At 70.1% G+C, this 12,056-nt stretch carries 11 protein-coding genes; 7 read left to right on the forward strand and 4 right to left on the reverse strand.

Annotated elements, in window-relative coordinates; genetic code table 11:
* Nucleotide 1 precedes the first annotated feature (1 nt).
* From KVT45_RS34940 to KVT45_RS34965, 6 genes are all read left to right on the forward strand, one after another.
* Nucleotides 2-1,426: an FG-GAP-like repeat-containing protein gene (locus KVT45_RS34940; RefSeq protein WP_217553170.1), complete on the forward strand. Its 1,425-nt coding sequence runs from the start codon at nt 2-4 to the stop codon at nt 1,424-1,426.
* A 41-nt stretch (nt 1,427-1,467) separates the two neighbouring features.
* Nucleotides 1,468-2,502: a Yip1 family protein gene (locus KVT45_RS34945; RefSeq protein ID WP_217553171.1), complete on the forward strand. Its 1,035-nt coding sequence runs from the start codon at nt 1,468-1,470 to the stop codon at nt 2,500-2,502.
* 180 nt (nt 2,503-2,682) lie between these two features.
* Entirely contained in the window at nt 2,683-3,093 is a 411-nt protein-coding gene (locus KVT45_RS34950; protein WP_308310950.1) for a hypothetical protein, read from the forward strand.
* Nucleotides 3,090-3,905, forward strand: coding sequence for a hypothetical protein (locus tag KVT45_RS34955; protein WP_217553172.1), 816 nt, complete (start codon nt 3,090-3,092; stop codon nt 3,903-3,905). Before KVT45_RS34950 ends, KVT45_RS34955 begins: the two co-directional genes overlap by 4 nt.
* Nucleotides 3,906-4,081: 176 nt before the next feature.
* Complete coding sequence (locus KVT45_RS34960; protein ID WP_217553173.1) at nt 4,082-5,869, forward strand: glycoside hydrolase family 55 protein; 1,788 nt, start codon at nt 4,082-4,084, stop codon at nt 5,867-5,869.
* A gap of 17 nt (nt 5,870-5,886) precedes the next feature.
* Nucleotides 5,887-6,075 (forward strand): hypothetical protein, encoded by a 189-nt coding sequence (locus KVT45_RS34965; RefSeq protein ID WP_217553174.1) that lies wholly within the window; start codon nt 5,887-5,889, stop codon nt 6,073-6,075.
* Between the two features lie 36 nt (nt 6,076-6,111).
* Here KVT45_RS34965 and KVT45_RS34970 read toward each other — a convergent pair whose 3' ends face one another.
* Nucleotides 6,112-6,858: an SDR family NAD(P)-dependent oxidoreductase gene (locus KVT45_RS34970; RefSeq protein ID WP_217553175.1), complete on the reverse strand. Its 747-nt coding sequence runs from the start codon at nt 6,856-6,858 to the stop codon at nt 6,112-6,114.
* Between the two features lie 28 nt (nt 6,859-6,886).
* Nucleotides 6,887-7,753 carry an SDR family NAD(P)-dependent oxidoreductase gene (locus KVT45_RS34975; RefSeq protein ID WP_217553176.1) on the reverse strand — a complete coding sequence of 289 codons (867 nt, stop codon included), beginning with the start codon at nt 7,751-7,753 and terminating at the stop codon, nt 6,887-6,889.
* Between the two features lie 107 nt (nt 7,754-7,860).
* Here KVT45_RS34975 and KVT45_RS34980 point away from each other — a divergent pair, with 107 nt between their 5' ends.
* Nucleotides 7,861-8,553 carry a TetR family transcriptional regulator gene (locus KVT45_RS34980; RefSeq protein ID WP_217553177.1) on the forward strand — a complete coding sequence of 231 codons (693 nt, stop codon included), beginning with the start codon at nt 7,861-7,863 and terminating at the stop codon, nt 8,551-8,553.
* A 533-nt stretch (nt 8,554-9,086) separates the two neighbouring features.
* Here the strand turns inward: KVT45_RS34980 and KVT45_RS34985 are convergent.
* On the reverse strand, nt 9,087-10,508 hold the full coding sequence (locus tag KVT45_RS34985; RefSeq protein WP_217553178.1) for a recombinase family protein: 1,422 nt from the start codon (nt 10,506-10,508) through the stop codon (nt 9,087-9,089).
* A 123-nt stretch (nt 10,509-10,631) separates the two neighbouring features.
* The gene (repSA, locus tag KVT45_RS34990; RefSeq protein WP_308310951.1) at nt 10,632-12,056 is read right to left on the reverse strand and encodes a replication initiator protein RepSA; all 1,425 of its coding nucleotides are present in this window, start codon (nt 12,054-12,056) and stop codon (nt 10,632-10,634) included.

Consider the following 12,056-nt stretch of genomic DNA (forward strand, 5'->3'; position numbering starts at 1 on the left):
CATGCGCATCCGCACGGCGGCGACCCTCGCCGCCCTCCTCACCGCGGGCCTCGTCCCGCTGGCCGGCCCGGCCTCGGCCGCGCCCGCCAAGTACGCGGACGACTTCAACGGCGACGGCTACCACGACCTCGCCACCGCCGCCCCGGGCGCCACGGTCGGCGGCAAGACGGACGCCGGCGCGGTCGTCGTCAACTACGGCTCCAAGTCCGGGATCAAGGCGTCGAACCGCACGGTCGTCACCCAGAACTCGGCGGGCGTCCCCGGCACCGCCGAGAAGGGCGACGAGTTCGGCTCGGCGCTCGCCTTCGGCGACCTGAACCGGGACGGGTACGCCGACCTGGTCGTCGGGTCCCAGGGCGAGGACGGCAAGGCCGGTTCGGTGACGATCGTCTGGGGGAGCAGGAAGGGCCTGACCGGGGGCCGTATCGTCGCCGACCCGGCCCGTTCCTCCCACACCCGCTTCGGCATGTCCCTGGCGATCGGCGACTTCACCGCGGACGGCCGCGCCGACCTGGCCGTCGGCAGCACCGGCGCCGACGTACAGATCTTCCGGGGCGGCTTCACCAAGACCGCGGGGGCGGCGTCCCGCACCTGGGTGGTGCCCTCGTTCCGCACCGGCGACTCCTACGGCGTCCGGTCCCTGGCCGCCGGCGACATCAACGGCAACGGCGTCGACGACCTCGTCGTCAGCGGGACGATCGTGGGGCAGTCCGACGAACCCTTCGACGGCCAGGTGGTGTACCTGGGCGCGGTCTCCCGGCCGAGGACCCAGATGACGCTGCAGACCGACGGCCGGCAGCCGGTCGTCGCCGGCGACGTCAACGGCGACGGCTACGACGACGTCATCACCGCCAGCGTCCAGATCCACGGCTCGAAGGTCGGTCCCGGCGAGGTCATCGCGTACCTCGGCGGCCCGCACGGCATCAGCCCCACCCCGCAGACGGCGATCACACAGGACAGCCCGGGCGTCCCCGGCGCCACCCGGGCCCAGGGCACCAGCTCGTTCGGCGACTCGCTCGCCGTCGGTGACGCCGACGGCGACGGCTACGACGACGTCGCGGTCGGCACGCCCTACGAGACGGTCACCACGGCCTCGCAGACCGGCACGGTCACCCTGCTACGCGGCTCCGCGGCCGGGCTGACGGGGGTCGGCTCGACGCGGTACACCCAGAACACCCCGGGCATCCCCGACCTGAACGAGGACGACGACTTCTTCGGCTCCGCCGTCCACCTGGCCGACCTCGACGGCGACGGCCGGGCCGATCTGGCGGTCGGCGCCCGGCACGAGAACGGCGGACAGGGCGCGGTCTGGACCCTGCGCGGCTCCGCCACGGGCCCGACGACGACCGGCGCGGTGTCCTTCCACGCGACGTCGGTGGGCGTGTCGGGGACGTCGGCGCAGCTGGGTTCCCTGTTCAGGCAGTGAGCGACAGCGATCGACAGGGCCCTGAGGGTTCCCCTTAGGGGATGTCACAGCTCTGCCGCAATGGCGGGCTCGGGTGCCCGAGCCCGCCACGCGGATCGCCGGGACCAGGTACGTTCGAGGACGTGGCTGGATTCAGGATCGGACGCGGCGGCCGGGACGACCGCGCCCCGCAAGCGCGACCGCAACAACCCGCGTACGGGCAGCAGGCGCCGCCCCAGAGCTTCGGGGGGCGGCCGGGGCCGTCGTACGGACCCCCGTCGGCCCCGCAGCCGCCGTACCCGCAGAACGGGGGCGGGCCCGGCTGGACGCAGGCGCGTGGCGGCTACCCGGGCCAGACCGGCGGCGACGGCCCGGAGTACTTCGGCGACGACAACGGCTACGGCGGATACGGCGCCGGCCAGGGCGCCGGCACCCCCGACCCGTACGCGGCGAACAACCCGGGCCACACCCAGGCCTTCTCGGTCGACGAGGCCGGCGGCTACACGCAGGGCGCGACCTACCACGCCGGCTCGGCGGCGCCGTCCGGCCCGATCGGCCCGCGCCTGCACTGGAAGGACCTGCTGAAGGGGATCGTCCTCGCCCCGAACCAGACGTTCCTCCAGATGAGGGACTACGCGATGTGGGCACCCGCCCTCATCGTGACGTTCCTCTACGGCCTGCTCGCCGTCTTCGGTTTCGACGGTGCCCGCGCGGACGCGATAAACGCCACCCTCACCAACGCGGTCCCGATCGTCCTGGTGACGGCGGTGGCGATGGTGGTCTCGTTCTTCGTGCTGGGCGTGGTGACCCACACCCTGGCGCGTCAGCTGGGCGGCGACGGCGCCTGGCAGCCGACGGTGGGCCTGTCGATGCTGATCACGTCGATCACCGACGCCCCCCGTCTCCTCTTCGCCATGTTCTTCGGCGGCAACGCCGGCTTCGTCCAGCTCCTCGGCTGGGCCACCTGGGTCGCGGCGGGCGCCCTCCTGACCCTGATGGTCGCCAAGTCCCACGACCTGCCGTGGCCGAAGGCCCTGGGCGCGTCGGCGATCCAGCTGATCGCCCTGCTGTCGATCGTGAAGCTGGGGACGTTCTGAAGGGTTCCCCCTGCGGCCTCCCGGGGCTCCGGTCACTGCGACCGGGGCCCCGGTCCCGTCTTCTCGGCATCAACGGTGGTGCGGAAGGCCCCAGTTGAGGCCTGACGTAGTCCTGTGAACACCTGTGAATGCCCTAGGATGGCGCCTCCTGTCGACGATCCCCATCACGAAGGAGGGGCAGTGGACGCCGAGTTGACGGCCCTCGCCTCGACCGCGGGCAGCGCGGTGGTCACCGCTCTCACCACCGAGCTGTGGGAGCGGGCCCAGACCGCCGTCGGCACCCTGTGGCGGCGGGCGTACCCGGAACGGGCCGACACGGTGGAGGCGGAGCTCACGGAGACCCGCACGCTGCTGCTGGCCGACCGGGAGGACACGGAGGCGGAGATCTCGGCCGACGAGTGGCGCGGGCGCTTCCGCCGTCTGCTCGCCACCCGCCCCGACCTCGCGGACGAACTGCGCCGGGTGCTGGCGGAGGACCTGGCGCCGGCGGCGCCGCAGCAGCCGCAGACCACCACGGTCTTCAACGCGACGGCCGGCGGAAACGGCCGCGTCTACCAGTCGGCCGGAAACCAGACGATCAACGAACGATGACGAACCGGCCCCCCGAGCCGCCGCCCGGCCAGTCCTTCTCGGCAACCCCGAAGGACAGCGCCCGCGCCTACCAGACCGGCGGCAACCAGACGATCAACGAACACCACCACTACGCCCCCCGCCGCTCCCTCCGATCGGCCCTGGCGTGGTCGGTCTCCGGGGCCCTGCTGGTGGCCCTGGGCGCGGTGGTGGGGGTGGACCTGTGGGAACGGCACACGACGGCGACGGACGCGGCGAAGGACGCGGGGCCGGTCGCGGACGGGAAGGCGCCCACGGGGTCGCCTACGGCGTCGCCCTCGCCGGGTGCGTCGTCGCCGAGGCCGTCCTCGACGCCGACGTCGGTGGGGAAGGTGGCGAAGGGGGCGGACACGGAGACGTCGGCGGCGGTCGCGACGCCGTCGGGGCCACCGACCGACGGGACCCTGACCTGCAGCGGCTGGAAGACCACAGACGTCGGCGACATCCAGATCGAACGATGTGGCCGCGTCGTGGGCGACGACCTGTACATCAGCGCCCGGTGGCGTACCACGTCCGGCTCGGCACGGGCGGACATCTACGTCTGGCTGGAGGACAGCAACAAGCAGGTCGTCTACCCCGGCGCATCGGCGGAGCACGGCGTGCCGTCGTACAACGCGGAGGCCTGGCCGACTCCACACACTGCCCGACAGTGGGCGGAGTACAAGGTCCAGGGTGCCCTCGTGCACGGCTCGGAGTACACGGTGTGCGTGTCGGTGATGCCGCGGGGAGCCGCCGGTCCCGACATCGCCAGCACCAACGTGGCCGGCTACACGGAGCCGGTCACCTACTTCTGACAGGTGGCCGTACCCCGCCCTCGCGCATGCTCACGCATCCAGCACCTGTCCCCCCGAAGCCGCAGGTCCGCTCACGCGCCCGGCCGTGCTTCCCCGTGTCCGTTCCCTGTGCCAAGGTCATCTCTCCGGTCCCGGCACAGCGGACCCGGACAGTCCAGAACCCAGGGGGATCAGGCATGCGGAGTTCCCGGCGTGTGATGCTCAGATCGGCGCTCGGTATCGGTGGCCTCGCCGCCGCAGCCACCCTCGCGCAGACCGAGGACGCGGCCGCCGTCACTGCCTCGGGCGTGGCCGACTGGCTGAACGTGCGGGACTACGGTGCCAAGGGCGACGGCTCCGCCGACGACACCGCCGCCATCCAGTCGGCCCTGACCGCCTGTCCGCCCGGCGGAGTGGTCTACCTCCCGACCGGAACCTATGCCACCTCGGCGCCGCTGCTGATACCGCCGCAGATCACCCTGCGTGGAAACCACGGGGCGCACATCGACGCGATGACGAGCCCCACCCTCAAGCCGCTCGCCGGCTTTTCGGGGGCGGCGGTGATCCTCCTCGTCGACCAGGCCACCGGCGGTTATTCCACGGTCAGCAACGAACAGCGCATCGAGAAGATCACCATCGACTGCTCCGACCTCACGGGCTCCACCACCGACGGCATCCAGGCCCAGGGGTACGTCCACGGCGTCTACCTCACCGATGTCAGCGTCCGCGAAGCCCCTTCCCACGGCCTCGCCGTGAAGTCCAACTCCTCCGGCGCCGCCTACTCCTGGCGGGCCACCCGGCTGCGTGTGTCCGGCGCCGGCGGTATCGGCATCAGCGCCGTCATGACCGACGCTCTGTGGACCGACTGCGAGGCCATCGGCTCCGGCTCCCACGGCTGGTACATCGCGGGTGCCGGCAACACGGTCTTCCTCGGCTGCCGGTCGGAGTGGTCCAAGTACGACGGCTACAACCTGGGCAACACGGGCACGGGCCAGGGCTCGGGCGGCCCGACCTTCATCGCGTGCTCGACCGACCGCAACGGCTACAACGGCTTCAGCATCCCCTCCAGTGGCAACGGTCCCATCAACATCACCGGCTGCACCCTGCGCCGTGACGGCGCGGGCTCCTCCTCCGGTGGCTACGCGGCCGTCAAGGTCGACGGAGCCACCACTCCGGTCGTGATCACCGGTGTGACGGTCTACCCCGGAACGGACGACGACGGCGGCGGCGTCAACAGCCCCCAGTACGGCCTGTCGGTCACCGGCAGTGCTTCCGTGTCCTACAGTGCGTCGTCCCTGCACGCTGCCACCGCCGGGTTCCACGACGGTGGCGGCAACACCGCTGTCCTGCGCGGTATCGACGTCCAGGAGCGCATCGGCACCACCAGCGCCCCGGTCGCGGTCACCCGGGGCGTCAGAACCTACGGCACGGACAGCGACTCGCTGGACGTCCCTCAGCACGCGATCGGTATCCCCCACCCCCGGGAGCATGGCCTCATAGCCTGGACCGACGACCCCAACCGGGTCTCCAGCGGCAAGGCCGGCACCGCCCAGAGGCTCTATCTGGCCGCCCTGTACGTCCCCCGCCCGGTCACCGCCACCAGACTCGTCTGGGGCATCAACACGGCCGGTGCCTCCCCCGTGACCGGCCAGAACTTCGTCGGCCTCTACGACTCCGCCGGCACCCGACTCGCCTCGGTCGGTGTGGACGCCCGTATGACCGCCACCGGCCCGTTCACCGAAACCATCGACGCCGACCTCACCCCGGGCCTGTACTGGGTCGGCTTCCTGTTCAACGCGTCCACCATGCCGGCGGTCTACCGCTGCGGGGACCTGAACGCCACCCTCCTCAACGTCAACCTCGCCGGCACCCCCGCCCGCCTGCGCTACGCCACCAACGGCAGCGGTCTTTCCGCTCTCCCCGACACCATCAGCCCAGCCGGCAACACCGCGGCCCAGTACTCGTACTGGGCGGCCCTCGGCTGACCGGTGCCGGTCACCTCGTGCAGGCGCGCACCCGCCCGTGCCGGGTCGGGATGGTCGCGGTCGTCGGTCTCGCGGTCGGTTCGGTGGCGAACGGAAGCCGCGGCGAGGAGAACACCAAGGGCATCAGCGCTCTGGAGAGCGCCTGCATCTGGCGGGCCTGGCCCGCGGCATGCCGGTCGATGTGGGGGTCGCGCCGCGGCATGTGAAGACCTCGATTCCGGTCCGGCCGGGGCGCGCTCGGACTACGCGAGGAAGCCGCCGTCGACAGCGAGGTGACTGCCGTTGACGTAGGAGGCGTCGTCGGAGAGGAGGAACGCGACGGCGGTGGCGATCTCCTCTCCGGTTCCGACCCGGCGCATGGGGATGCCTGTGTCTGCGACGCGTTGTGTGCCCTCGGGGTCGGTCTGGGTCATCTCGGTGTCGATCACGCCTGGCTGGAGCTCGTTGACGCGCACTCCCCGGCTGCCGAACTCGATCGCGGCGCTGCGTGTGAGCCCGCGGATGGCGTGTTTGGCACTGGAGTAGTCGGGCGTCGGACCGCCGCGGTCGGCGAACACGCTGGAGACGTTGACGATGGCGCCGCCTCCGGCATCGAGAATGGCCGGGATCTCGTACTTGAGCCCGTAGAACAGGCTGTTGAGGTCGATATCGAGGGTGCGCTGCCACTGCTCGGGGGTCATCTCGGTCAGCGGTGTGAAGACGCCGGAGACCCCGGCGTTGTTGACGGCGTAGTGCAGGGCTCCGAAATGCTCGACGGTGCGGGTGACGGCGTGCTCGATCTCCTCGGGCCTGCTGACGTCTCCGGGGACGGCGAGAGCCTTGCCGCCTGCGGCGGTGATCACGGCCACGACCTCGGCGAGTCTGTTCTCACGCCGTCCCACGAGCGTGACCGCCGCGCCGCGCCGCGCCAGCAGGACCGCGGTCGCACGCCCCATGCCCGATCCGGCGCCTGTCACAAGGGCGACCTTGTCGGCGAACTGTTGTTGCATGTCTGATCCTTCCTGCCGGTGGCGGGGCCTAGTGCGTGCCGGGCAGGTCGACCGGGTGGTCGGCGCCGGCATCGGCGGAGGCGGAGACGGCCTGCCAGGCGGTGGCTTCGGCGATCTGGCCGCGGGAGTAGTTCAGGGCCATGTCCGCCGCGCCGGCGCCGAGGAGCAGATGGCTGGGCAGGTTGTCGGCGTGGACGATCCGCACGAGGATGTCCGCGGCCTTGTCGGGGTCGCCCGGCGCGACACCGTCGCGCAGCCGTTCGGCCAGGGCGCCGACGGTCTCGCGGTACTCCTGGGGTACGTCGTCGACCTGCATGGAGGCGCCGGCCCAGTCGGTGGCGAATCCGCCCGGTTCGACCACGAGGTAGCGGATCCCGAACGGTGCGGTCTCGGTGGCCAGGACGCGGGTGAACCCGTCGACGGCGAACTTGGCCGCCTGGTAGGAGCCGAGCCCGGGGGTGTGGCCGACGCGTCCGCCGATCGAGGAGAACTGGATCACGATGCCCGCGCCCTGCTTCTTCAGCAGCGGCAGCGCGGCCAGGGACACGTTGTAGACGCCCCAGAAGTTGGTCTCGAACTGCCGGCGGAAGTCGGTCTCGTCCGTGGTTTCGACGGGCGAGAGGTTGGCGTAGCCGGCGTTGTTGACCACCACGTCGAGACGCCCGAACTTCTCGATCCCGGCTGCGAGCGCCGCGTCGGCTGCCGCGGTGTCGGTGACGTCCAGGGCCACCGGGAGTACCCGGTCGCCGTACTGCGCGGCCAGGTCTGCGAGCTGTTCGGGCCTGCGGGCGGTCGCCACGACGTTGTCGCCGGCCTTGAGGGCGGCGACGGCCAGAGAGCGGCCGAAGCCGCGGGAGGAGCCGGTGATGAACCAGGTGTTGGTCTGTGCACTCATAGGTCTACTGCAACACGGTTTCACTATTACCGCAACTCGGTTGCGTCAGAATCTCGAAATCCCTTCCGCAGTGCAACGACGTTGCGGTAATCGTGTAGACTCGGACGGTGACCGGTTTCGACTTTGAACGTGCCCGCACCCCTGAAGCCAAGCGCGCCCGGCAGGAGGCCATCCTGGCGGCGGCTGCCCGGCTCGCCACAGCCGACGGCGTCCGAGAGGTGACCGCGAGCGCCATTGCCGACGAGGTCGGCATGCACAAGTCGGCGATGTTGCGCTACTTCGAGACACGCGAGGACATCTTCCTGCAGCTGGCGGCCGAAGCATGGGGCGAATGGGCGGCAGCGGTGCGCGGCGAGCTTGAGAACCTCACGGCCCGTCCCACCGCCGGGCGTCCGGAATGGGAGCGGACCGCGAACGAGATCGCCGCTGCGATCGCACACTCGCTGGTCTCCCGCCCGCTGTTCTGCGACCTGCTGGCCCACACGCCGCTGAACCTGGAACGAAATGTCTCCCTGGAGAGGGTCCGAGCGTTCAAGACGCATGCCATCGCCCTGACCGCGGACGTCAGCTCCACGCTCTGCACGGTCACGCCATTGCGGTTCGACCAGGCGCACAGCGTCGTCGCCACCGCCACTGCGATGGCCGGAGCCTTGTGGCAGATGGCGGCCCCTGGCACGAAGCTACGCGACTTCTACGAATCCGAACCCGAACTCGCACACGGTGTCGTGGACGTCGAGCCACAGCTGACCGACATCGTCGGCGCCCTCCTCACCGGCTACACCGCGCGCTCGTGGACCTAGGCGCGGCCCTGGGTACCGGCCGCAACGGAACTGCCCTTCCCCTTGATCGCGACCGCCGTACGCGACGGAGAGGTTCTGGCCTGCGCCGAACCCGACGTGAGGGCCATTCCGACACCCTCGCCTCTGACAACAACGTCGCGGGCGCCTACGAGGTGGCTGGGGACCTGGGGCGGGCGATTCCGTTGCACGAACGGACGCCCGCCGGTTCCGTGCGGATCTTGGGCGAGGACCACCCCCTCGCCCGACTGCCGGCGCCGACCCCGCCTACGTGAAGTCGCCCCTCACCTGATCCGCTCGACGCCGAGCATCGACGGAAGTGGACTCATGAGGTCCTAGAGGGCCTCTTTCGATGGCGTCACGGGAGTGCCGGACTTACGGCATGGAGGCAACACAGACCAGGCATCGTTGACTGGATGAGGGTAGTTCCAGACGAGGCATAAGCGCAGGTCATAGCAGATGCCGGCGTAACACGACAGACGCGAGGCCGGCAGGTGCACAGCCTCGCGTCCAGGGTCAGCAGTAGACCGCTCCGGTCATCGCCACACAGGCTCGATCAAGCTCGGATCGAACTTGCGCACTCCCCTCCCGGCGGGATGGATCAGGACTGCCGAGAGGCTGTGAAGGATGAGAGTTTGCTGCCGCTCAATCGGGAGGGACAAGAACTCCTCAAGGGTGTCGACGCTAAGAGCGGCTGTCTGCTGTCGTGCCTTGCTGAAGCGCCCACGCTCTAGCTTCAGCTCGTCACGGCGGCGCTCCAGGTCCGGCAGAAGCTGAAGCAGCGTGGAGACAGTGATCTCTTTGGCCTTTGCGGCCTGCGTCAGAGCGGCGATGTCCGTCTCAACATCACTCAGCTCGGACGCGTTGGGCCAGGGCTCGGCCTCTTCCACGGTGGTACTCGCAGTTCGCTCCCGCTGCTCGGCAAGAACGAGGCTGATGACGAACTCGTCAACGGCTTCCCCCGAGCGTCCCACTTTGCCGCACCCGCCATTCACCACAGAGCACTGATAGCTGAACATGGCGCCCTTGGAGTTCGGGCTCCGTCGCCGGTTCACCTGACCACGAATCTTGGCGTGGCAGAGCCCGCAGCGGGCAATCCCTGACAGCAGGTACTTCCGGGCCAGTGAGCGGCCGGGATACTTCTGCTTCCGCTCAGCGACCACAGCGCACACCGCTTCCCATTGCTCAACGGTGTTGATCGGCTCCCAGGCGCCGATGACCGGCTGCCCGTCGTCATCCAGCAGGATTTCGCCGCGGTAGGTGCGGTAGCCGCACAGCCGTGGGTTGGTCAGCATGCGTTCCACGAGGTGATGAGGGAGCCGGGTAGTGCCCTCGCGGGGATGCGCCAGGCCCCGACGTTGCCAGTCCGTGCGGATGGTTCCGATGCGTACGCCGGCCAGCAGTTGCTCTTGAGCGGCGCGGATGTGGCCGGCGGCCACGGGGTCGACCGTACGTCCGTCGTGCTGCCATCCGTAGGGAGCCGGACCGCCGCTGGACTTCCCCTGTCGCGCCAGTTCGAGGTGCTTGCGTTGGATACGACGTGACGCGTCGTGGGACGACTTGTTGGCGAAGGCCACCATCACGCGGGCCATGGTGCGGCCGTCGGCCGTGCCCAGGTTCACGTCGTTGGTGACGGTGGCGAACATCCGCCGCCGGCGCTCGTCGTACAGGTCGATGAGGCGTTCAAGGTCCTTCGGCTGACGAGCGAGCCGGTCAAGGTCGTAGGCGACGACGCCGTCAATCAGCCCGTCCGCCAAGTCACTCAACATCAGTTCGAACTCAGGCCGCCGCACGTTCCGCTTGTAGGCGGACACATCGTTGTCCTGATAGACCTTGGCGACCGCCCACCCTCGAAGATCCGTCAGGCGTTCGCAGTCTTCACGCTGCCGTGCGACTCCGAGCCCGTCTCCCTCGTCGTCCCTGGAGATGCGGGTGTAGACCCCGATACGGGGAGCCACAACTAGGCCCTCCCTTGGAGGACGAGAAGGCGATGCACCCACTCCTCATCCCTGGCCGGCGCACGACGAAGATGCTTCGCGATCCACTCGTCTTTCGTCATCACCGGCTTACGAGTCGTCGGCTCAGCTTTGCGAGTCATCAAGGCGCCCTCCGTCCCAGTCGGCCAGTGCTTCACGTGCCGTTTCGCGGTTGAGCTGGATGTCCCGGCGGATGTTGGCAGCGAGCCAGGATTCGCCGGGGGTGTGGCCGTGGCCGGCGTAGGACCAGTGGGCGAGGGTGAGCGTGGTGGTCTCGGTCTCGTGGTCGGGTAGGCCCAGGGAGCGGCGTTGCCGCTGTGCGCGGTAGTCGGCGCGGACCTGGCGCAGGGCGCCCAACGTGGTCGAGTAGCGGCGGGACTTGGTCGAGAAGTGCCCGCGAAAGCCGAGCATGTGAGCCCAGTCCCGGAGCTTGCGATCTGGGTAGAGCGCGTGCAGGTCCAGGCAGGCTTCGATCAGCCGACGTGGGTGGTCCGGGACGCCGAGCAGAGTCAGCGCTTCTTTGTTGCCGATCCGGCGGTCGACGGTGCCGGTCGTCTCGGCTGCCTTGGTGGCGTACTTGGCGACGTAGGAGGCGACCGCAGCTTCGGTGATGTCCTCGCCCCCGCCGAAGGCGCGGATCGGGCGGACGTCGACCTGGGTGCCCCAGGTGAGGGTGCGGGCGGACTGGATGCGGGCCGGCTGGTCGGGGTCGGGCTGGTAGTGGGCGGGGTCGACGTCGACTTGGGCGCGGCCGGCGGCGGCGTGGATGGCGTCGGTGAGGAGGTCGAGGGTGGCCCAGGCCGGGGGCGGGGAGTCGGGTCCTTCGGGTCCGTCGAAGCGGATCACGGCGTGGAAGTGGACGGCTCCGCGCTTCTGGTACTCGGCGACCTTGCCGAAGGAGACCCGGGACTGGGCGTGCGCTTCCTTCTGCGTGAGACCGGCGCGGCGGGCGATCTCGCGGCGCAGGTAGATCGTGAAGTATCGCCACAGTTCAGAGGCGTGGTTGTTCCACAGCACCGCACCCGCGTAGTCGTACGTCTCGGGGTCGAGCGGGGTGCCGAGTTCGGGCGCGTCTTCACGGTGGCGGGTGCCGCAGCGGCAGGACCGGTTGCCGGGCCGGTTGTGGACCGGGCCGAAGGAAGGCGCGGTGAGGGTGGCGAAGACGCGGGGGTGGTCGCGGATGGTCTCGGGGGTGCCTTTGGCGGGGTCGCCGACGAGGCCGGCGCGGATGAGGTGGTAGGTGTCTCCGGCGTAGGTCCAGGCGCAGGCGGGGCAGCGGGACGCGCGACGGTTGCCGCACGCGATCCGCAGCCGACCGTCAGGCTCGGTGTCGGTGTCGTACCGGTGCAGGATCTGACCGGTCGTGCGGTCGCGGGTGACGGTGGAGCCGCGCAGGTGGATCGGGTCGGAGCAGCCGCCCGTGCGGCGGATCTGGTCTTGGATGCGGTCGAAGCCAGGGGACCCGGCCAGCCTCAGCACGTCGGCGAGGGTGGCCGGGTCCAGGCCCGCCGTGGTGGCGGTGGAGGTCAC

The organism is Streptomyces sp. GbtcB6, assembly GCF_019091475.1.
Classification (GTDB): domain Bacteria; phylum Actinomycetota; class Actinomycetes; order Streptomycetales; family Streptomycetaceae; genus Streptomyces; species Streptomyces hyaluromycini.